Consider the following 23,345-nt stretch of genomic DNA (forward strand, 5'->3'; position numbering starts at 1 on the left):
GTTAAAAAGGATTAAAACCCTGCTCGCTTACATTAAAACATAGTAATTTAACTGCCCCGTAACTTCAATATTGGATACTGTTGCGGCTAACTGTTTGATCAATGCCCCAAATTTCTATAGATGTTCAGTTGAGTACCTTGCCCAACGGTCCGGGTGTATATCAGTTCTATGATGCAGATGAGAAAATACTATATGTCGGAAAGGCTAAGAATTTAAAGAAAAGGGTCTCATCTTATTTTACCAAAAATCACGAATACGGTAAGACCAGGGTGCTGGTAAAGAAAATTCGCAAAATCAAGCACATAGTGGTTCCTACAGAGTCGGATGCCCTGTTGCTTGAAAATAACCTTATAAAAAAGTATAGGCCTAGGTACAATGTGTTGCTGAAGGATGATAAATCCTATCCATGGATTTGTATCAAGAATGAACGTTTCCCAAGAATATTTCCGACGAGAAAGCTGATTAAAGATGGTTCGGAATATTATGGCCCTTATACGAGCATGAAAACAGTGAGAACGTTGTTGGATCTGGTAAAGAGCGTTTATCCTCTGCGAACATGTAACTATGATCTTTCTCAAGAAAAAATTGAGAATGGCAAGTACAAAGTTTGCCTAGAGTTTCATCTTGGTAATTGTAAGGGGCCTTGTGAAGATCTTCAATCGGCAGAAGAGTACCATGCTCAAATTGATGATATCAGAGAGATTATCAAAGGAAATTTTAAGTCGTCGCTTCATTATTTTAAAAAAGAAATGAAAAGTTTGGCCGCTGAGATGCGTTTTGAGGAAGCCCAGCGGATAAAAGACAAAATCGAGGTACTTGAAAGTTATCAGGTGAAATCGACTATTGTTAATCCAAAAATCAATAATGTAGATGTCTTTTCGATTATCTCCGATGAATCTCATGCGTATATCAATTTCTTACAATTGTCTCATGGTTCAATCATTCGCTCGCACACTTTAGAGATTAAAAAGAAGCTTAACGAAACCGATGAAGAATTGTTGGCTTTAGCCATTACCGAAATAAGGCAACGTTTCAACTCGCAATCTCGAGAGCTTTATCTACCATTTGAAGTTACCGTCGAAGAAGGCATCAGAGTAACGGTTCCTAAACTAGGTGATAAAAAGAAAATCGTTGACCTGTCTGAGCGCAATGCAAGATTTTACAGGCAAGAGCGGTTTAAGCAAATAAAAATTGTAGATCCCGATCGGCATACCAACCGGATCATGGCCCAAATGAAGAAAGATTTAAGGCTTTCGGAAGAGCCACGACATATAGAGTGTTTTGATAATAGTAACATTCAAGGCTCGAACCCGGTGGCGGCGTGTGTGGTTTTCAAAGACGGGAAACCCTCTAAAAAAGATTACCGCCATTTCAATATAAAAACTGTTGAGGGCCCCGATGATTTTGCTTCGATGGAAGAAGTGGTTTTTAGAAGATATAAACGTCTCTTGGCAGAAGATGAACCCTTACCGCAATTAATAGTGATTGACGGTGGAAAGGGACAGTTATCCTCAGCTTTAAAAAGTCTGGATGTTCTTGGTCTCAGAGGAAAGATTGCTATTGTGGGTATTGCAAAGCGCCTAGAGGAAATCTATTTTCCTGAAGACCCAATTCCGTTGTACCTCGATAAACGCTCAGAATCTTTAAAAATCATTCAGCAATTACGTAATGAGGCCCATAGATTCGGAATAACCTTCCACAGAAAAAAAAGGAGTAAGGCCGCTATCAATTCAGAATTGGAAAGTATTGAAGGTATCGGAGAAAAAACTGCGGAAGAGTTGTTGAAAAATTTCAAATCGGTGAAGAGAATTAAAGAGGCTACCATAGAAAACCTGGCCAAAACGGTCGGTATGGCGAAGGCTAAAAAGATTTATGAAACCTTTCATTAGTACCACATGACCAACAAAAAGATACATTATGTATTTTTTATTTTATGCCTATTGGCAGTAAACCTTCGTGGGTGGTCACAAACGACCCAAAAACGAGATTTGAAAATAGGCCTTGTACTCAGTGGTGGCGGGGCAAAGGGTATGGCCCATATCGGTGCTTTAAAAGTAATTGAAGAAGCAGGTGTTGAGATAGATTATATCGGCGGGACTAGCATGGGCGCCATTGTGGGTTCACTTTATGCGGCCGGTTATAATGCCAAAGAGCTAGATTCAATTTTCAGAACGACCGATTTCACCAACCTTATTGAAGATAATCTACCGAGAAACGCCAAAACATTTTATGAGAAAGAAGATTCGGAGCGTTATTCGATAACCCTTCCTTTCAATAATTTTAAGGTATCAGTTCCTCCGGCGCTATCGGGTGGGCAGAACATTTATAACGAATTGGTGCGGTTGCTCTACCCTGTGAAGGATATTAAAGATTTCAGTAAGTTACCCATACCTTTTTTATGTATTGCCACAGATGTTGAAACGGGAGATGAGGTTTTGTTAGACCAAGGTTATTTGCCCGAAGCGGTTATAGCCAGTGGGGCCTTGCCCTCTCTTTTTGCGCCTGCTTTAATAGATGGTAAGGTGTTGATTGATGGCGGTGTGGTAAATAATTACCCCATTCTTGAAGTTAAAAAAATGGGTGCCGATATTGTAATCGGTGTAGATGTACAACATGGTCTTAAAGATAGAGAGGCGCTATTATCGGCAACTGAAATTTTGATGCAGATAAATAACTATCGTACCGCTCTCGATATGCAGGAGAAATCAGAATTGACGGATATTTATATCAAACCTGATATCACCGGTTTTTCGGTCATCGATTTTAATCTCTTCGGAACCATTGTCGATAAAGGAGAAGAGGCGGCGCGGGAAAAATTTGATGAACTTAAAAAAATAGGAAACCCCGACAGGCAAAAAAAGCAGGTTGCGAAAATGTATCTACCCTCCGATTATGTGTCGGTCGACAGGCTGACCATTACCGGAAGCGAAAACTATTCGCGTGGTTATGTAAAGGGTAAGTTACGTTTCGATACCGATGAGTCGCCGACTTTTGATGAACTTCAACAAGGGGTGAGCAACTTGTCGGCCACGGGTAACTTTCAGACGATTCATTATAAGCTGCTAACCAATGGCAGTGATCAAGAGTTGTTGTTGAATCTGGTCGAAAGTAGAAACAAGACTTTTCTTCGGTTGGGCGCCCATTATGATAATCTATTTCAGACGGGGGCCATTATCAATCTCACACAAAAAAACCTTATCACCAGAGATGATGTTACTTCCTTTGATTTTATCATAGGCGATAATATCAGGTATAACCTTCAATATTATGTAGATAAAGGTTCTTATTGGAGTTTTGGTATCAACTCGAGTTTTAGGGAAACGGCCAAGGAAATCGATTTTAATCTAATAAGGGGCAATTACGAAGTGCCGATAACATCGAACATCAATACCATAAATCTGGATATTACCGACATGACCAATCAGATTTACATTGAAACGGTTATGCGAGAAGAGTTCGCCTTTAGAACTGGGGTTGAACATAAACTGTTGAAGTTTAGTACTAGAACCTTAGGGGCTGATGAAAGTCTGGAAGGCTCTGAGTCTTTTAGGGTGAAAGACGGGCGCACTTTTTTTGAAAAAGGTGATTTCTATAGTGTTTTTGGGGGCTTGCAATTAGATACTTACGACGACAAGTATTTCCCGAAAAGAGGGGTTTATTTTGATGGAGATTTTCATTTCTACCTGCTATCTTCTGACTTCAATAACAACTTTAAAGAGTTTTCGGTCGCAAAGGCAAAAGTGGGGTCGGCTGTACCTATTTACGGTCCGGTCTCTTTAAATATTGAAACAGAGGGAGGTTTTAAATTAGGTACTTCAAACGTAACCTCTTTTGATTTTGTTTTGGGTGGATATGGTTCGGCGCAAGTGAATAACTTAGTTCATTTCTTTGGCTATGATTTTCTTTCATTGGCCGGAAACAGCTACGTAAAACTTGGTGGGCGGTTAGATTATGAGTTTGTACCAAAGAACCATTTGATGTTTACGGCCAATTACGCGAATGTAGAAGATGACCTGTTTCGCACAGGTGAATGGTTTACCCCGCCTGATTATTCAGGCTACGGTATAGGTTACGGATGGGAATCTTTTTTAGGCCCCCTACAGGTGCATTACTCATGGTCCCCTGAAGGTAATAACGGCAATTTCTTTTTTAGTTTGGGATATTGGTTTTAAGATAGTTAGGTCTTTAATTATTTAAAATTTCCGATATTTGTAAGAGATGCTACTATTCAGAATCGATATCACCTCGCACCTCAGAGCTATGTGGTAAGTTATTACCACCCAATAGGTATTAGTCCTATTTCTTTATCATCAACTTTACTTTTTTCGGCCTTTGGCCCTTAGTTATTCTTACAAATTCAACTCTTAAACTATTATGTCTACTTTAGATACTACCTCCTTAAAATTGCCTAAAGAAAATTTAGAAGCTGAAGATTTCTTGCCACTATTAGGTACTGACTATATAGAACTGTATGTCGGTAACGCCAAACAAGCAGCTCACTATTACATGGCCGCCTGGGGTTTTCAGCCTGTTGCCTATGCAGGGCTCGAAACAGGCTTGAAAGACCGCGTAAGCTATGTTGTTCAACAAGATAAAATACGCCTTATGCTCACTTCTCCGCTGAGGCCCGGAGGAGAAATTAATAAACATATAGATTCTCATGGCGATGGCGTCAAGTCAATTGCCCTGTGGGTTGATGATGCGACCAAAAGTTATGAAGAAACCGTAAAAAGGGGTGCTGAAAGTTACCATGCCCCAATTCAAAAGGAAGATAAAGAAGGAGCGGTAGTTCTTTCAGGGATTCACACGTACGGCGAGACCGTACATATATTTGTCGAGCGTAAAAACTATAAAGGGGTATTTATGCCAGGTTTTAGGCCTTGGAACCCTCACTACAGGCCCTCTGATGTCGGCTTAAAATATGTAGACCATATGGTAGGTAACGTAGGCTGGAACGAGATGAACAAATGGTGTGAGTTTTATGCAAAAGTAATGGGCTTTGCCCAGTTGGTTTCTTTCGATGACAAAGACATATCTACCGAATACACGGCTCTAATGAGCAAGGTGATGAGTAATGGAAACGGAAGAATTAAATTTCCGATTAACGAGCCTGCCGACGGACGTAAAAAATCGCAAATAGAGGAGTATATCGAGTTTTATAACGGGGCAGGTGTGCAGCATATGGCCTTGGCTACTGACAATATTATTGAAACAGTAGCTGCCCTAAGAGATCGCGGGGTAGAATTTTTGACCGTGCCATCTAGTTATTATGAAGATTTGTTGGATAGGGTCGGGGAGATTGATGAAGACCTACTTCCACTAAAAGAACTTGGTATTTTGGTAGATAGGGATGACGAGGGGTATCTGCTTCAAATTTTTACGAAACCTATATTGGATCGTCCTACAATGTTCATAGAAATAATTCAGCGCAAGGGAGCCAAATCATTCGGTAAGGGTAATTTCAAGGCTCTTTTTGAAGCGATAGAAAGAGAACAAGAATCTAGGGGAACCCTTTAATGAGATTCTCGATATAATTAATGCCCATTTCATTTCCCGTGAGAGGGTTTTTAAGGTAGTTTTTTAATAGGTATTCTTAACGTATTGCCAAATTCTCATTTGTAGGTAAAAATAACTGTTAATGTAATAGTTAAAGTAAGTTAAAACCGTTGACAGTCTTAAAACAAGCAGTAAATTTGTTGGTGTAAGGGGTGGTTCCCTTACAACTTTAAGTATTGGTTTTTCATAATTTAAAGTTTGGTTGGTTATTTAGGAAAAGCCCTAACAGTAATGTTGGGGCTTTTTTTGATATAGTTGCCAATCGCACCTAAATAATCCTGAAGTTTAGCAGACAATACTTTGGAATAAATTTTGTTTAAGTTATTGTAATCCGAATAAAATCCCTTTGGCATTATTTATTTTTACAATAAAATGGGCTTTATGAAAAAACTGTTTACTGTACTCTTTTGCTGCTTTGGTTTTTTTGTTCATGCACAATATGAAAGTTCTGCATTTAAGGTTGGTGAGTGGTTAAAGTTTCGCATGCATTATGGTTTTTTGAATGCCAGTTACGCCACATTACATGTCAAATCTGATAATATCGGTGAAGTGCCCGTCTACCATGTAGTAGGTAAGGGCGAAACGACCGGTCTGGCGAGCTTGTTCTTTAAGGTCGATGACACCTATGAAAGCTATTTTGGTAAAGAAGATGGCAAGCCATACCGATTCATACGTAAGATTGACGAAGGAGGATATACCAAAGATATCGAGATAAATTTTCACCACGATAAGGATAAAGCCGTTCTAAACGACAAAAAGAACAAGAAAAAATATAATTTTGAACTTCAAGATAGCATTCAAGATCTTTTATCGGCTTTTTACTACTTAAGAAACAACTACGACCCCAAAGATTTGGTCAAAGGGGAAGCGGTAAAGCTTAAAATGCTGTACGACGATGATGGCGTTTTTAATTTTCAACTTAAATATTTGGGTACAGAAGTACTTAAAACTAAGTTCGGTAAGGTAGAATGTTATAAATTTAGGCCTTTGGTTCAGTCGGGTCGGGTTTTTAAAGAAAAAGAAAGCCTATCATTGTGGGTTTCGACCGATAAGAATAGAATACCCATAAGAATTCAAGCAGACTTGGCTGTGGGTGCGATCAAAGCAGATCTTGACGGATATAACGGACTAAAGCACCAGTTCAAGATTATAATGGACTAACTTTTAATGAAGGATAAGGAGCGAATAGACTCGCAGATAGAAAAGCTTGAAGAAAAATATAAAGACTCTGGTCAAGACTTGAGTTCTTACCTCGATGGCCTTCTCCATCAACGATACCTCACCTATTGGGATTATATCAATCTCGATACTCTGCTTAGCTTACAGCAGCCCAGAACCTATTTTCCCGATGAGGAAATATTTATCATGTACCATCAGATTACAGAGCTGTATTTTAAACTGATTTTACATGAACAAAAGCAACTGGTAGACGATAAGTCTCAAAACCTTGATTTTTTTATTGAGAAAGTTCGTCGAATCAATAGTTATTACAAAGCTTTGATCTCTTCGTTCAGCATAATGATTAAGGGTATGGAAAGGGAGCAGTTTTTACAATATAGAATGGCCTTGCTTCCCGCCAGCGGTTTTCAGTCGGCACAGTTTCGCATGATTGAAATCTACTCTACCCCGCTTGAAAATTTGGTACATCAGTCGCAAAGAGAAAATTTTTCCTCTGAAAACAGTATTGAAGAACTTTATGAGCAGATATATTGGAAAAGAGGTGCTACCGATATGTCAACTGGCGATAAAACACTGACCCTAAAACAATTTGAATATAGGTATACCCCTAGATTGGTAAGAATTGCCAAGCAAGTTAGGGGTAATACCATTTATCATAAATATTTACAATTACCGGAAACCAAAAGGTATAATAAAGAGCTCGTTGATGCGTTAAAGAAGATGGATATCAACGCAAACGTTAACTGGCCTCTTATGCATATGGGATCTGCCCATAGGTATTTGGCCAAGGGAGAAGGGCAAGTTGATGCCACAGGGGGAACCAATTGGAAGGAATATCTGCCCCCTAGTTTTCAAAAAGTAGTTTTTTTTCCAGAAATATATTCTAAACAAGAGTTAAATAATTGGGGTAAACAATGGGTAGACCATATATTTAATCCCGAAAAGAAATAAGAGACGAATGCAAAAATATTGGGGCCTAATTTTAGTACTAACCTTATCTCTAGCCTGTAAAGAGAAAGCCGTTCAAGAAACCAAACAAGTTAAAGACGTATTGGCGGTTGCTCCTATTGAAAAGCCGATCGTTAAACATTTTGGTTTTAACCTTGATGAGTTTACCGTAAAATTGGATACTGTCAAGAGGGGTGATAGTTTCGGTGAACTTATGCTTCAACATAAGGTAGATTACCCAAAAATTGCAAGAATAACCCAAGATTTCAAAGATACTTTTGATGTTAGACGAATTCGTGTAGGTAAGCCCTATATGATTTTAAAGTCTCGCGATACCACTGAAACTGCCCAGGTATTTATCTACGAAAACGATGCAATCAACTACACCGTGGTCGATTTACGTGATTCCGTGAGGGCATACAAAGAAAAGAAACAGGTAAAGTTTGTTGAACGAGAGGTCTCAGGGGTAATCAGAACAAATTTATCGGAAGCCCTGTTAGAGCAAGGTATCGACTACATGGTTACACACAATTTGGCCAACGTGTATGCTTGGACCATAGATTTCTCAATGTTACAAAAAGGCGATAGGTTCAAGGTAATTTATAAAGAGAGATTTATAAATGATTCGATCTATGCTGGGTCAGAAACAATCGATGCCGCCTATTTCGAACACAATGGTAAACCAATTTATGCGTTCGCTTACGAAAATGATTCTTTGAAAAGTTTGGTCGATTATTTCGATGAAAGCGCCAATAATCTTAGAAGAACTTTTTTAAGAATGCCGGTAGAATTTGGTAGACTTTCGTCTCGATACAATCTTAAAAGACGAATTCGTTACTACGGTAATAAAATCCGTCCTCATAAGGGTACCGACTATGCCGCGCCTATAGGCACCCCGATTATGGCAACTGCCGACGGTACGGTTACAGAGTCTACAAGAAGGGGCGGTAATGGTAAATATGTGAAGATACGCCATAATGGTACCTACAGTACTCAGTACCTTCATATGAAAAAACAAAACGTCAAGAGAGGTGATTTTGTTCGACAAGGAGATGTTATCGGGTGGATTGGTATGACAGGAAATACCAGTGGGCCTCACGTATGTTATCGTTTTTGGAAAAACGGCAGACAGGTGGATCCTCTAAGGGAAGAGCTTCCGAAGGCAGAGCCTTTGGCAGAGACCTTACAGCCTGCTTACTTTGATTACATTACCCCTATTAAAGATCAATTAGACTGTATTGCCTATCCGCCGGAACCGGTCGAAGAAGAATTATTGGCCGGTGAACTGACTACCTTAACGGAATAATCACATTTTGCGGGTTGTGAATAGTGCTATTATGGCTTAAATTAGCCGTTTTAGTAACTAATAAGGTAAACAACCCTCATGTCTCTACATAAAATTAATCCTACGCAATCAAAGGCTTGGCAACTTTTAGGCAAGCATTTCGAAACTGCCAAAAATTTAGAGTTAAAGCAACTTTTCGCAGAAGATAAAAATCGAGCTGATCGGTTTTCAATAGTTTGGAACGACTTTTTGGTCGATTTTTCGAAGAACCGAATATCCCAAGAAACATTAGATTTATTACTTCAATTGGCTGAAGAGGTACAATTGGCCGATGCCATTTCTCAACAATTCTCGGGCAATCATATTAACGAGACTGAGAATAGGGCTGTTCTTCACACTGCACTCAGGGCCAAATTGTCGGATGAGGTTATCGTTGATGAAGAGAATGTAGTTCCCGAAGTTTTTGAAGTTAAAAATCACATAAGGGAATTCGCAGAAAGCATCATCAACGGAGAGAAAAAAGGTTTTACGGGTAAACAATTTACCGATGTGGTCAATATAGGCATTGGAGGTTCTGATTTAGGGCCTGCTATGGTAACCGAAGCATTAAAATTTTATAAGAACCACCTTAAGACCCATTTCGTGAGCAACGTTGATGGTGACCATGTCCATGAGGTTCTTAAAGAACTCGATCCTGAAACCACTCTTTTTGTGGTTGTTTCTAAAACTTTCACGACTCAAGAAACCCTGAGTAATGCAACTACTATCAAAAAATGGTTTTTAGGGCATGCCTCGCAAAAAGATATCGCAAAACATTTTGCCGCAGTTTCCACCAATACGAAGGCTATTTCCGAATTTGGTATAGATGCTGCCAATGTCTTTCCGATGTGGGATTGGGTCGGAGGCCGCTTTTCATTGTGGAGTGCTGTAGGCCTTTCCATTGCCTTGGCGGTAGGCACTAACAATTTTGAGAAGCTATTGGCTGGAGCACATGAAATGGATAATCACTTTGAAGCTACAGACTTTGAAGAGAATATTCCTGTCTTGCTGGCTCTAATTAGTGTTTGGTACAATAATTTCTTCGATGCCGAAACAGAAGCTATAATACCTTATTCTCAATATTTAAGTAGGTTCTCGGCTTATCTTCAGCAGGGAATCATGGAGAGTAATGGTAAGAGTGTTGATAGAAACGGAAATCGGGTCGATTATCAAACGGGTACCATTATTTGGGGTGAACCCGGTACAAATTCGCAACATGCCTTTTTTCAGTTGATTCACCAAGGCACTAAAATTATTCCAGCAGATTTCATAGGCTTTAAGCATTCGCTTCACGGCGATGAGGATCATCATAATAAATTGATGGCAAACTTTTTCGCACAGACAGAGGCATTGATGAATGGTAAAACTGAAGAAGAAGTCAAGGCCGAACTTACCTCGAAAGGTATGAGTGAAACTGAAATGAAAGATTTGGTTCCTTTTAAAGTATTTGAGGGTAATAAACCGACCAATACGATATTAATAGACCAGCTAACTCCTGAAAGCTTAGGCAGTTTAATTGCTCTCTATGAACATAAAATCTTTGTTCAAGGTGTCATTTGGAACATTTTTAGCTATGATCAATGGGGTGTTGAATTGGGAAAACAGTTGGCCGGTAATATTTTGAAAGATATTGAAGGTTCAGAGATTGGCGATCATGATGGTTCTACACTTAGGCTTTTACATTATTTTAAGAAATAATCTGAAGATATCCCAATAATTATTCAATAAAGGGTAACTCATTGCTTGTCAGTCTTCTTAGTGCAAAAATTGTGTTAATTTCGCGGTGTTTAATTTAACGTTGTGTTAATGTTCATATTTATAAAATGGAGCACTTTTGCAGCGAAATTGAAGACTAACAAACACATTCAAATGAGAAAGATTTATTTTACAATGGTCGTATTCTTCATGACGGCCGTAGCATTTTCACAAGGTACTATTACAGGAACCGTCATTGATGGAGAAACAGGTAGTCCGTTGCCTGGAGCCAACGTTGTGGTAAAAGGCACTACAGTTGGAGCAACAACGGATTTTGATGGGAACTTCAGTATTGAAGTAGTCTCCAACTCCGGAACCCTAAGGTTTTCTTACTTAGGTTTTGTTACTCAAGACAAAAACTACAGTTCAACAGGAGATTTGGGTAGTGTAACTTTGCAGCCAGATGCGGAACAACTAGGTGAGGTGGTAGTTATTGGGTCAGGTATTATTGACTTAGAAGAAGACAGAAGTACCCCGATAGCGGTATCTACAATTACGAAAGATGTAATTCAGGCAACTTCTACCGGTAACGTTGAGTTTCCAGAGGTGATGAAGAACGTCCCTTCTGTCTATGTTTCAAACCAACAAGGTTTTGGTGATTCTCAAATGTTCCTTAGAGGATTTGACCAAACTAATACCGCATTTTTGCTTAACGGACAGCCAATTAATGGTATGGAAGATGGTCAAATGTACTGGTCTAACTGGCAAGGGGTTATGGATATAGCGAATGCAGTGCAGGTGCAAAGGGGGCTTGGTTCTTCTAAGCTAGCTATATCTTCTGTTGGAGGAACGGTAAACATAGTTACAAAGGCAACGGATAGAAAAGAAGGTGGTTTTGGTAGATTTATGACCGGTAACGATAGTTATTTCAAGGCTACAGCTTCATATGATTCCGGACTTAATGATAATGGATGGGGCTTTTCTGTAATGTTAGATCATTGGCAAGCGCAAAGAAAATATGCTGAAGGTACTAAGGGTCAAGGACAGAATTACTTCTTTTCAGTGGGTAAGTTGTTAGGAGACCATAACTTTAACTTTTTGATTTTTGGTGCCCCTCAATGGCATATGCAGCGCTGGTCGCAGCCGGAAGAAGTTGCTACTATTTATAGAAAATATAACCAGCACTGGGGTATCGACGAAGGAGAGCTGGAATCTGAGAGAACCAACTTTTATCACAAGCCTGTTCTGAACTTGAACTGGGACTGGAATATATCTGACAAATCAGATTTATCGACAGTTTTATATGCTTCTTTCGGTAGAGGTGGTGGTACTGGTAACAGAGGTAACAGCCCATTGAGACTTCCGGATTATCCTCTTGCTGGGGGAGTTGACGGTCAAATCGATTATGCTGCAACCAGAGAGAGAAATGCTCTAGTTGGTATTGGTGGTGATTACGGTGCCCCGAATGGAGCTGGATATATTAGACGGGCTTCTATGAATAACCATAGATGGTTTGGTTTGGTTTCAAACTATGGTCTGGAATTGAGCGAAAGTTTGAGTATGAATGTGGGTGCTGATTTCAGGTTTTATACTGGAGACCACTTTAGACAGGTTGTAGATTTCTACGGTTTAAGTGGTTGGGGAGATGATCGCCCAGATGGTAGAGTGGTAACCGAGTCTTTTGATTTTAATCCTTGGAAAACTGTTAGTAATTTTGCTGATGAATCAGAAAGAATTAACTACGACTACTCTGAAGATATTAATTATCAAGGTGTTTTTGGACAGTTAGAGTACTCTAAAGAAACATACTCTTTATTTTTTCAAGGAGCTTTATCCAATCAGTCATATATAAGACAAGATAGATTTGCGACAGATTCAAGCGGAAATCAAACAACTGAAGAATCAGATAAGGCTAATAAGATTGGTTACAACGTAAAAGGAGGTGGTGCCTACAACTTTAATACAGAAAATTCAGTTTTCTTAAATGCAGGTTACTATTCTAGACAACCTTTCTTAGATAATATATTTGCCGGAACAGCCGAATTAGCTGAGCCTGAGGTTGATAATGAAGAGATTACAGGTATCGAGCTTGGTTACAAGTATAATACATACGATTTGAGGGTAAATGTTAACCTTTATCGCACACAATGGGCAAATCGTTTCGTAGCTAATGGTAACACGATTACAAGTGTGGCAACAGGTGAAGATGTTGATATTAACCGAGAGCAAACAGATGTTACCCAATTACACCAAGGTATAGAGCTAGATGCTCAGTATCGTGTAATGCAAGGACTAGTTCTTGGGGGCTACACTTCTATTGGTGATTGGAAATTTGATGGAAGCACACCATATAGAACTCGCGATTTTAGAGATAATACATATTTTACCAACGCTGATATTGATGATTTTGTAGATCAAAATGGCAACCCCCTACCTGCTAATTTCTTTGATGGTAATGTTAATTTGGACGGTGTGGAAGTAAGTAATGCAGCTCAGTTCACTTTCGGAGCAAACGTAACTTATGAAACGCTTAGCGGGTTTGAAGCTTCGTTATTCTATAATCGTTTCAGTAATGTTTACGAATTTGTTGATGTTGCTGACGTAGTCGCAGAAGGTAATACTTATGAAACTCGTAAATTAGATCCGTACGGGATTATCGATCTTTCGGCAGGCTATACTATTGAAATGGGTGACCAAGATATCGTTTTGAGAACAAACCTTTATAACCTTTTTAATACATCTTACATAAATCAAACCGATGCATTTGGTGTATTTTACGGTTTGGGTCGTACTTGGAACGCTAGTGTTATGTACAGGTTCTAATAGACTTATATTTTTAATTAAAACCCCGCTATTAGCGGGGTTTTTTTATGCTCAAAAAGCCGTACATTTAGAGCTTAAATTTCAATTTGACCATTATGTATGAAATCATTCAGGTAGTTCACTCTTACTTAGCTTATATCGTTTTGGCCTTGCTAATTTTGGCAGTGTTCAATGCTTTTTCGGGTTGGCTAGGTAAAAAGGTTTTTACCATGCATAAAGATCTTCGTTTGAGCCTCTTTGCCCTTATATTATCGCATATTCAATTATTGGTTGGCCTAATCCTATATTTTGTATCCCCAAGTGGGTTAAATGCCATTCAGTCTTTAGGTATGGGTGGTCTGAACGCTCAAGCACGATTACTAGCTTTAGAACACCCTGTGATCAACATAATAGCTATCGCTTTGATAACCATTGGTTGGTCAAGGCATAAGAAATTCGTAGAAGGAGATAAGAAGTTCAAGAGTATCGCCATTTTCTACGGCCTTGGGTTAGTATTTCTCCTCAGTAGAATTCCGTGGTCGGCCTGGTTCAACTAGTATTTTAAATCCAAACTCTAATTATACCAAATTTATTAATGAAGAAGTTACTTGTATTATCTGCAGTACTTTTTGCGTCATTTACCTTCGCGCAAAAAGAGAAATTGTTCAACGGGAAAAACCTTGATGGGTGGACGGTCTACGGTACCGAAAAATGGTACGTGGAAGACGGTCTTTTAATTTGCGAAAGTGGTCCTGATAAGGGTTATGGCTATTTGGCTACTGACAAGCATTACAAAGATTTTGAATTGAACGTAGAGTTCAAGCAAGAGGCAAATGGCAATAGCGGTGTTTTTATTCGTTCTACCATTGAAGGAACGAAGATTACCGGTTGGCAAGTCGAGGTGGCGCCTCCAGGGCACGATACTGGTGGGGTGTATGAATCTTATGGTCGCGGATGGTTGATCAAACCGGATGCCGAAAAAGATAAGGCCTTAAAGATGGGCAAATGGAACAAAATGAAGATACGTGTTGAAGGTGACAAAATCACTTCATGGCTTAACGGAACCGAAATGATTACATTTACCGATGAAAAGATAGGTGCTGGCGAAGGTTCGGTAGCATTACAAATTCATGACGGTGGTGGTATCAAGGTGAAATGGAGAAACCTTAAAATCGAACAGCTTTAAAAGCGTTTTAAAATATTGAGAAAACTCCCCTGCTTAGGGGAGTTTTTTTATTCTGGTTTCCGAAGCAAATATATGTAGACCGGGAAATGGTCGGAGTAACCACCTGTATAGTTCCCTCCGGAATAAGTTCTAAACGGGTAACCTTTATACCTTCCTTTTTGCGTAACTAAATAGGCAGGGTTAAAAATGCCGGCCTTCCAAAATTGATATCCTTTGTTTTCGTTATTTACAAGGCTTTCAGTAAAATAGATTTGGTCAAAAAGATTCCATTTATCCCTGTAGGCAAGCGAGCCGACCCCTTTTTTGAATAATTTTTCCATGGGATTGAACAATTCTCCTTCTTGCAGCTTTCGCTTATTAGCTTTTGTTTTCAGCACCTTTTTAAAACTTCTATTGTTGGGGTCATCATTAAAATCGCCCATGCTAATTATTTTGGCCTGACTATCCATCTTTTGAATGGAATCAATAATACGTTTGTTTAAATGGGCCGCTGCCAAGCGATTTGGCTCGCTTCGTGCTTCACCGCCACTTCTAGAAGGCCAGTGATTGACTATAAAGTACATCTGTTCATTGTCTAATCTTCCTCCCACCACAAGTTGGTCCCTTGTATAGTTTCGCTCCTCGTTTTCATCCATTAAAATCAATCGATGGCTGGCATATGATGCAGGTAAAAAGGCGTTTTCTTTATAGAGTAGGGCTACGTCGATTCCGCGTTCATCGGGCGAGTCGTAATGCACAATTTCATACCCTAAGTTCTTTAAAGACTTACTGACCAAGAGATCCTGTATGACCTCAATGTTTTCTACTTCACAGATTCCGATAATATCAGGAGCGGTACCTGTGTTAGAAGAGCCTATTTCAGATAGCGTTTGTGCCATGTTGTGAAGCTTTTTTTGATAGCGTTCATCGGTCCAATTGTCTTTTCCTTCAGGGGTTCTGTCGTCATCAAAAGTTAAAGTATCGTTCTTGGTATCAAATAGGTTTTCCAAGTTATAAAAAGCGATAGTTCTAACCTGATAGGTTTGTTCAGTCTGCCCGTGAACCGATAAAAGGGATAAAATAAAGTAAATTAAAAGGCCAATTTTCATTTTAAGAATCAAAGCATATCATTTAATAAACGAAAAAATATAGATAATATGTCATCCATATGTAAGAATGTTCTTAATTTTCGTTATAGAAACGGCAAAAGATTTATCAAAAGTATCTAATGCGGTATCTACTTCTTTTTACTGTTACATTTTTCATTGGCCTGATAAGTTACGCGCAAGATGTTTATGGGGTCAAGGGAAGAATAGTGTCTTCAAGAACTAATACCCCTATCAGTGAAGCATTAATTGGAATAGACCAGACCAATATTTCAGAACTGAGTGATGAAGAAGGCTACTTTCATATTGAATCACTTACTGCCGATGTACTACTAACAGTTGAGGCTCCGGGATATTCCTCAAAAAGGATAGAACTCTATTTAGAAAAGGCGGAATTGGAACTTGGCACTATTTGGCTCGATGACGATGTCACAATCGAACAATCTGCCAATCTTATAACACTTACCGATTCAGAGCTCACAGATGATAATGATATCTCTAACCCCTCTGGTCTTCTACAGGCTACACGTGACGTTTTTCTTCAAAGAGCGGCTTTCGATTTCGGACAAGCTTTCTTCAGGGTAAAAGGTTATGATTCTAGTAATGGAGAGGTGTCTATCAATGGAATATCAATGAACAAGTTCTACGATGGCAGACCTCAATGGAATAATTGGGGAGGGCTTAATGATATTCAGCGAAATCAACAATTTTCAAATGGTATGAGTCCTTCAGATTACACATTTGGGGGAATTTTGGGAAATACCAATATTGATGTTCGACCCACTGGTTTAAGAAAAGGTACTCGATTGACAGCTTCGGCATCGAACAGAACCTATACGGGCCGATTAATGGTTACCTATAATTCCGGTCTTAAAGATAATGGTTTGGCCTATACCGTATCGTCTTCCAAAAGATGGGGCGGTGAAGGGTATATTGATGGAACCTTATATGATGCCTATAGCTTTTTCGGCGGATTGGAATATCACTTTAATAACCATCACAGTATTAATTTCACAGGAATTTTAGCATCTAATCGGCGAGGTAGGTCTTCTGCCATTACCGAAGAAGTTTTCAATTTAATGGGTAATACTTACAACCCTTATTGGGGCGAGCAAAATGACAAAATAAGAAACTCGCGCGAAAGAAAGATTTCTGAGCCCATTTTAATGTTCAATCATAGATATGAATCCGACAAGGTTAGTATAAATTCTGGATTTGCCTATCAGTTCGGGACTCATCGAAGAAGTAGGTTGGGCTATTATAATGCGCCAAATCCCGATCCAACTTACTACAGGTACTTACCTAGTTTTTACATCAATGGTCCTTTAGGAGCCAATTTTAAGAGTGCTGTAATGGCGGAAAAAGGTTTCGTTGAAAATCCGCAAATAAACTGGTCAAAATTATATACGGCTAACAACAATGGTATGGCTAGCTATATGCTGTATGATGACGTGATAGACGATGAGCAGTATACCGTAAACACTATTGCCAATATTTATTTGAACAATCATTTACAATTAGATTTTGGGGTGAATGCAAAATTTCTTAAGTCTTCCAATTACGCTAAAATAGATGATTTGTTGGGTGCTGATTACCATTCTGACATTGATACTTTTTCAAGCACGTTAAATGACGTTAATGGTCCGATAGAAAAGAGAGAAAATGATATTTTCAATTACAACTATCGATTGAGTGCCGCGGAATATCGGCTTTTTGGACAGGCTAGATATCACAGTAAAAAATTCAATGTCTTTTCGGCCATTGCATTCAAAAGTTTAGGTTATAGTAGAGAGGGGCTTTTTCAAAATGAGCGCTTTAATGATACTTCGTTGGGTAAGAGTGAAGATGTTTCTTTTCAGAATATCGAAACTAAGGCCGGCTTAGGTTACAAGATTAACGATAGGCATTGGCTTGATTTAAATGCGGGTTATATTTTAAAAGCGCCCACCCTCCAAAATACCTTTATTAATCCTAGAGAAAACAATTTGGTAGTTCCAGAGATTCAAAATGAAAGATTGAACGCCATTGATTTTAGTTATCATTTGAGGCTACCAAAACTAAGCGGTAGACTAAACGCTTATTACACCCGTTTTCAAAATACTACCGATATCAACTTCTTTTTTGTAGATACAGGTGTCGGCTCTGACTTTGTTCAGGAAGTATTGACAGACTTGGATAAACTTCATAAAGGATTAGAACTAGGGCTCGAATATCAAGCCTCATCTTACGTAAAGTTAAGTGCAGTTGCAGCAGTTGGTAGATTCGTATATGCTAGTAACCCGAACGTGAGAATAAATTTTGATACAGCAGGTCGCGAGGAGGACCTTATTAATTTGGATGGGGCTTTGGACTTAGGTCCTGCCATGGTCAAAGATTATAAATTGGCCCAAGGGCCGCAACAGGCCTATTCAATGGGCATAGAATATCGCGACCCTAAATATTGGTGGTTGAGCATGACAACCAATTACCTTAAGGATAGTTACATAAATATTTCTACTATTACTCGTACCCAAAGTTTCTTGCTAGACCCTGAAACTGGTCAAAATTTTCCTGATGCAACTGAAGAAAACGTGGCTGAATTATTGAGGCAAAGTCCGCTAGAAGACTTCTATCTACTTAATTTGGTGGGAGGCAAATCTTGGCTTCACAACGGTAAGTATTTAAGCGTTTTTGCCAGTATAAACAACTTGTTCGATGCTACATTTCGAACTGGTGGGTACGAACAGAGTAGAAATGGAAATTTCGGGCAATTACGAGATGATAACCTAAGCGGTAGCCCATCTTTTGCGCCCAAATATTGGTATGGCTATGGCCGAACTTATTTTATCAACCTTGCTTTTAGTTTTTAAAATGGTATCAGAATGAATCTTTTATCAAAATACATCACCTATGATTTATTTGCACCAATAATAAGGGCCTCAATACTATTGGGTATTTTGATTGTGTTTGTTTTGAATTTTGCATGTAATAGAGAATTTGAGAATCCTTCCGATTTTTGCCGTGAAAACCTAAGTGCCAACATTAGCTATTTAGAATTGATGAGTCTCCACGAAGGAGAAACATTTCAGATTCAAGATGACTTGATAATTGAAGGTTATGTCATTTCATCGGACAGGGACAATAATTTTTTTAGCGTAATTTATTTTCAAGACCGTTCTACTAATCCAACTGCAGGGCTTCAAATAGAAATCGATTTACGGGAAAGTCATTTGTTTTATCCGGTAGGCAGTAAAATATTTATAAAACTCAAAGGCCTTTATTTTGGAAAGTCTAATGAGCAATACAAGTTGGGGGCTACTTTTGAGTCTTTTGGTAATACGTCGGTAGGGCGCTTGCCCGCAGGGGTAATCGACGATTACCTTTTCAAGTCTTGTGACGCCCCGGCCGAGATAAATCCAGTGATTATTTCCGTAGCTGATATAGAAGAGGCGCCATTGGGCACTTTGGTTCGTTTCGACCGTGTCGAATTTTTAGAAAATGAAGTCGGTGAACCCTTTGCCATTCGAGAGGAGGAAACCGTACGAAATCTGATTGATTGTAATGATGAAGATTTAAAAATTTTGAATAGCGGGTATTCCGATTTTCAGTCAGAGGTAATACCCAATGAAAGTGGAAGCTTGACAGGTGTGCTGATTTCAGACAGAAGCAATCGGTATTTGGTCATTCGTGATTTAAACGATTTGAGCTTTACGAATGACAGGTGCGAAGAATTGATAGATGAATTTACGTCTGATCAGCTTTTTATCTCAGAATTGGCCGACCCTGATAATAATTCCGGCGCCCGTTTTGTTGAACTTTACTATTCAGGTTCCGAAACTTTAAGTCTAAAAGGATGGTCATTGGTTCGCTATACCAATGCCAATTCAGATTTGAGCTCAATTATTGATTTATCCGATTATTACATAGAGCCGGAATCTACTATGGTTATATCGCCCAATGCTACCGAATTCGAAATCGTTTATGGTTTTCCGGCGGATATTTCAGTAGGTACCAATACGCCTGCAGACTCTAATGGAGACGATAATTTACAATTGATAGACCCTTTCGGAAACGTTATAGATACATTTGGCCGTATTGGCGAGGACGGTTCGGGAACCGACCATGAATTTGAAGATGGCCGCGCTGTGCGCTTACCGGAAGTCTTAAGAGCAAACTCTAATTTTAATGCTGCCGAATGGCAGATATTTAATGATACAGGTGATTCCGGTACTATAAATCAGCCTCAAATAGCACCGAGTGATTTCTCTCCTGGAATCAGGGATTAATTGTAAAGCTCAAAAGGGAATAATTAGGTAGAGAACCTAGCTTTTAAGGTTTCATAGGTAACCGGTTTAGAAAGATAGTTTTTCTCTAGACCCAGTATTTTGGCGCGATTTCTATCAGCAGGATCAATTGACGAACTCATAATGAAGATATGAGGGGCAAGATGCTTCAAACTTTCATCTCTTTTGATGTCTTCAACAAATTCCCAACCGTTCATTACCGGCATGTTCAAATCAACAAAAATGATGGAGGGTAATTCTTCATTCACTTCAACTCTACGTTCGAAGGTCTCAAGGGCATCCAAACCATTTTCAAAAACTTCAGGTTCGGGGTCACAATCGGGGCAGAATTTTCGAAGGGCCCTTTTAAGCCCGAAAATTGATATGGCATCATCATCGACTATACAGATGTTTTCAAAACCTTTTTGCATCAAGAGTTAAGTTTTATTTATTCTGTGTGGGGATGATTTAAAAATACGACACAAAAAGTACTTTAACTACTCTGAACGCCACTTATCTGCTCTAAAACCGTATGCAGGTCTTCGCGAACCACTGGCTTAAGAATATAATTGTTGACGGCAGGGTAGTTTTTGATTCTCTCTAAGTCACGGGGATCGATAGAAGAACTGATGATGTAAATGACCACCTGTTCACGATTAGGGTTGGGTATTTGAACAAAATCATCTAAAAATTCCCACCCATTCATTATGGGCATATTTAAATCGAGAAAAATTACCGGAGGCAGTTTCAAATTATCCTCAACCATATCTGATAATCCATCAATGGCATCTTGGCCATTGTTGAATACAATGATTTCGTCACTAAAATCGACCTCCTTCATTATTCGCTTCGTGCTGTAAACAAAAATGGGGTCGTCGTCAATAATACAAGTAGTGTTAATTTTAGCCATCTCTATTTAATTTGAGTCCTGTCAAAATATAATTTGAAAGTGGTTCCCTTGTTAACCTCACTCTCAACTTCAATATGACCGTTCATCGCTTCAATTTGGTTTTTGGTAATGAAAAGGCCAATGCCTTTGGCATCTTTGTTTCTATGAAAGGTTTTGTACATTCCAAAGATTTTCTTTCCGTGTCTCTTTAGATTAATGCCCAAACCATTGTCTTCAAAGCTTAAAATTACATTTTTATCAGTAATTTCTGAAGATATCTTCAACAAAGGCGCTCTATCGGGCGAGCTGTATTTAATTCCGTTGGTAAGTAAATTAAGAAAAATACTATCTACGTAAGCTGGTATGCCCATGATATTCAAATTTTTGGGCATATCAACTTGGCATGTAACATCTTTTTCTTGAAAGAGTACGCTCAGATTTTTCTTAACGGTGAACAAGGTATCGTATAAATTGACCAGTACCATTTTTTCTGAGGCACCTACCTTTAATTGTACCACATCATTCAAGTGAATGACTGTTTCATTCAAACTTTCTGATGCATCCTTCAACATTGAGTGAATTTCTGTCACTTCCGCTTCGTCTTTCTCGCCAGCTAAGAAACCAGTAAGCATTGATAGATTGGTGGCGTGCGATCGTAGATTATGAGAGACGATGTGCGCAAAATTCAAGAGGCTGTCATTTTGGTTTTTGGTCACCTCAAGCAATCGGGTCAATTCCTTTTCAGCTCTAATTCGATGGGTAATGTCCATAATTTGAGATACGAAGTGCGAAAGGTCGCCATCGATATTTCTCACAGCGGTCACCGTTAAAATGGCGTATACCGTATGCCCTTTTTTATGCAGGTATCGTTTCTCTATTCTATAACTGTCTCTTTTGCCATCGATAACCTCATATAAAAGTTGTAGGTCTTTATCCAGATCATCTACATGTGTGATATCTTGAAAGGTGGTCTTTAGAAGTTCTTCTTGCGAATACCCCAGCTTTTCGCACAATCTTTTATTAACTCTGATCCAATTACCTTCGATGCCGACCAATGCCATACCCGTATTGGATCGTTCAAATGCCTCATGAAAAGATTCTTCGCTCTTTTCAAGCATCATTTGAGTTTGAGTGAGTTCTGTAATATCAAGATTGGTACCAATCATTTTGATTGGTTTGCCCTTACTATTTTTTAGAATGACGGCCCTAGCACCAATATGTTTTACTTGTCCGTCGGGCCATCTCACCCTGAATTTGGTGTTATAATCTTTTTCTCCTTCTAGTGCGGCGGCATGGGTTTTAGATAGAGCTTCCATATCCTCGGGCGTCATTATCGATGTCCAATCCTCCGTATTGTTAGGATTAAATTTTTTCCTTTTTACCCCGTAAAGGGCATACATGTTGTCATCCCATACAATGTTTTCAGTAGTCAGGTCATATTCCCAAATACCGATTTTAGACCCGGTTGTGGCTATCGCCAGCCTATTGGAGACCTCATTAAGTTTGAGCTCCATTTTCTTTTCATCATCAATATCTTGAAATGTTCCGAAGATACGAACACACTTGCCGTCACGCATTTCAACATCGCCCATTGCCCGGACCCATTTTTCCCTTCCTTTGGCGGTTACTATGACCAGCTTGACATCCCATGGTGTCCCTGTGGTTATAGCCCTATCCACCACCTTGTTGATAGTATTTCTATGTCTTCCCTCTTTATAAAAATTAATACCCTCTTCTAATTTGGGTACATAATCGAGGGGAACTTCATGAATTTCTTTGGTAATATCAGTCCAGAAAAGGTCATTGGTCAATAGGTCGATTTCCCATCCTCCGATACGGGCTACCTCCAAGGCGCGTTGGTGAATGACTTCTTTTTTGCGCTGTTCCGTTACATCTTCAAGAACAACTATAAGACCGTCTATTTCACCCGCTGAATTCTTTTTAGGGTTCACCTTCCACTTGAGCCATTTAAAGGCCCCATTGTCCGAAAGAAATTTTTTGCCGGTATGTTCACTCGATTGTCCTTCAAGTGCCAACGGAAGCACATCGTTAAGGTCTAAGGGTAAATTTGGCATAATGTCGAAGAAAAACTTTCCTTCGATATCTGTATGATCAGGGCAGAATTGATGTAGCCAAACAGTGGAATAATTTTGAAAACGACAGTCCTCATCAAGTAGGGCAATGGCTACTGGAGAATCTTTTATAAGTGAATCAACGGTCAGTGCATCCAATTATTTAGGGGAATTTGGTTAGTGTGAAGTTAAAAATAAAGTTTAAAGTAGGAAAATAACTAACTGGCTATGGACATTTCTTTCAAATTTTTTGCCGACGTCGTACGAAGTCAGCTTTCAAACTATAAACAAAAGCGATGAAGCCATAATATTAAAATACGCTTTATAAACTTTGTAAACATCGATTT

Annotated in this window: 16 protein-coding genes; 12 read left to right on the top strand and 4 right to left on the bottom strand. The window is 39.1% G+C overall.

Annotation, left to right across the window (positions count from 1 at the left end):
* The first annotated feature begins 101 nt into the window (after positions 1 to 101).
* The 10 genes from uvrC (at position 102) to IL356_RS05050 (ending at position 14,690) form a co-directional block, all read left to right on the top strand.
* A complete protein-coding gene (gene uvrC / locus IL356_RS05005; RefSeq protein WP_121850510.1) occupies positions 102 to 1,889 on the top strand; it encodes an excinuclease ABC subunit UvrC in 1,788 nt (595 codons plus the stop codon).
* 99 nt (positions 1,890 to 1,988) lie between these two features.
* Positions 1,989 to 4,172, top strand: coding sequence for a patatin-like phospholipase family protein (locus IL356_RS05010; protein WP_317173267.1), 2,184 nt, complete (start codon positions 1,989 to 1,991; stop codon positions 4,170 to 4,172).
* 202 nt (positions 4,173 to 4,374) lie between these two features.
* Positions 4,375 to 5,517: a 4-hydroxyphenylpyruvate dioxygenase gene (gene hppD, locus IL356_RS05015; RefSeq protein WP_121850508.1), complete on the top strand. Its 1,143-nt coding sequence runs from the start codon at positions 4,375 to 4,377 to the stop codon at positions 5,515 to 5,517.
* 420 nt (positions 5,518 to 5,937) lie between these two features.
* Positions 5,938 to 6,717 carry a DUF3108 domain-containing protein gene (locus IL356_RS05020; protein WP_121850829.1) on the top strand — a complete coding sequence of 260 codons (780 nt, stop codon included), beginning with the start codon at positions 5,938 to 5,940 and terminating at the stop codon, positions 6,715 to 6,717.
* Between the two features lie 6 nt (positions 6,718 to 6,723).
* Positions 6,724 to 7,686: a tryptophan 2,3-dioxygenase family protein gene (locus tag IL356_RS05025; RefSeq protein WP_121850507.1), complete on the top strand. Its 963-nt coding sequence runs from the start codon at positions 6,724 to 6,726 to the stop codon at positions 7,684 to 7,686.
* A 7-nt stretch (positions 7,687 to 7,693) separates the two neighbouring features.
* On the top strand, positions 7,694 to 8,989 hold the full coding sequence (locus IL356_RS05030) for a peptidoglycan DD-metalloendopeptidase family protein (protein ID WP_121850506.1): 1,296 nt from the start codon (positions 7,694 to 7,696) through the stop codon (positions 8,987 to 8,989).
* Positions 8,990 to 9,067: 78 nt separating this feature from the next.
* Positions 9,068 to 10,705, top strand: a complete 1,638-nt coding sequence (gene pgi / locus IL356_RS05035) for a glucose-6-phosphate isomerase (protein ID WP_121850505.1) — start codon at positions 9,068 to 9,070, stop codon at positions 10,703 to 10,705.
* Positions 10,706 to 10,876: 171 nt separating this feature from the next.
* Positions 10,877 to 13,525, top strand: coding sequence for a TonB-dependent receptor (locus IL356_RS05040; protein ID WP_121850828.1), 2,649 nt, complete (start codon positions 10,877 to 10,879; stop codon positions 13,523 to 13,525).
* Between the two features lie 95 nt (positions 13,526 to 13,620).
* On the top strand, positions 13,621 to 14,061 hold the full coding sequence (locus IL356_RS05045) for a hypothetical protein (RefSeq protein ID WP_121850504.1): 441 nt from the start codon (positions 13,621 to 13,623) through the stop codon (positions 14,059 to 14,061).
* 38 nt (positions 14,062 to 14,099) lie between these two features.
* On the top strand, positions 14,100 to 14,690 hold the full coding sequence (locus tag IL356_RS05050; protein WP_121850503.1) for a 3-keto-disaccharide hydrolase: 591 nt from the start codon (positions 14,100 to 14,102) through the stop codon (positions 14,688 to 14,690).
* Between the two features lie 47 nt (positions 14,691 to 14,737).
* Here the strand turns inward: IL356_RS05050 and IL356_RS05055 are convergent, their stop codons facing one another.
* Positions 14,738 to 15,778 (bottom strand): endonuclease/exonuclease/phosphatase family protein, encoded by a 1,041-nt coding sequence (locus tag IL356_RS05055; protein ID WP_121850502.1) that lies wholly within the window; start codon positions 15,776 to 15,778, stop codon positions 14,738 to 14,740.
* A gap of 119 nt (positions 15,779 to 15,897) precedes the next feature.
* Here IL356_RS05055 and IL356_RS05060 point away from each other — a divergent pair, with 119 nt between their 5' ends.
* Both IL356_RS05060 and IL356_RS05065 read left to right on the top strand, forming a co-directional pair.
* On the top strand, positions 15,898 to 18,624 hold the full coding sequence (locus tag IL356_RS05060; protein ID WP_121850501.1) for a TonB-dependent receptor: 2,727 nt from the start codon (positions 15,898 to 15,900) through the stop codon (positions 18,622 to 18,624).
* Positions 18,625 to 18,636: 12 nt separating this feature from the next.
* Complete coding sequence (locus tag IL356_RS05065) at positions 18,637 to 20,040, top strand: DUF5689 domain-containing protein (RefSeq protein WP_121850500.1); 1,404 nt, start codon at positions 18,637 to 18,639, stop codon at positions 20,038 to 20,040.
* 23 nt (positions 20,041 to 20,063) lie between these two features.
* On the opposite strand, the gene IL356_RS05070 is transcribed toward IL356_RS05065, so the two are convergent.
* The 3 genes from IL356_RS05070 to IL356_RS05080 all read right to left on the bottom strand — a co-directional run bounded on the left by IL356_RS05070 (position 20,064) and on the right by IL356_RS05080 (position 23,157).
* Positions 20,064 to 20,468, bottom strand: coding sequence for a response regulator (locus IL356_RS05070; protein WP_121850499.1), 405 nt, complete (start codon positions 20,466 to 20,468; stop codon positions 20,064 to 20,066).
* A gap of 62 nt (positions 20,469 to 20,530) precedes the next feature.
* Entirely contained in the window at positions 20,531 to 20,947 is a 417-nt protein-coding gene (locus IL356_RS05075; protein ID WP_121850498.1) for a response regulator, read from the bottom strand.
* Between the two features lie 2 nt (positions 20,948 to 20,949).
* Positions 20,950 to 23,157 (bottom strand): PAS domain-containing sensor histidine kinase, encoded by a 2,208-nt coding sequence (locus IL356_RS05080; protein ID WP_121850497.1) that lies wholly within the window; start codon positions 23,155 to 23,157, stop codon positions 20,950 to 20,952.
* Between the last annotated feature and the right edge of the window lie 188 nt (positions 23,158 to 23,345).

The organism is Euzebyella marina, from assembly GCF_014855515.1.
Classification (GTDB): Bacteria; Bacteroidota; Bacteroidia; order Flavobacteriales; family Flavobacteriaceae; genus Euzebyella; species Euzebyella marina.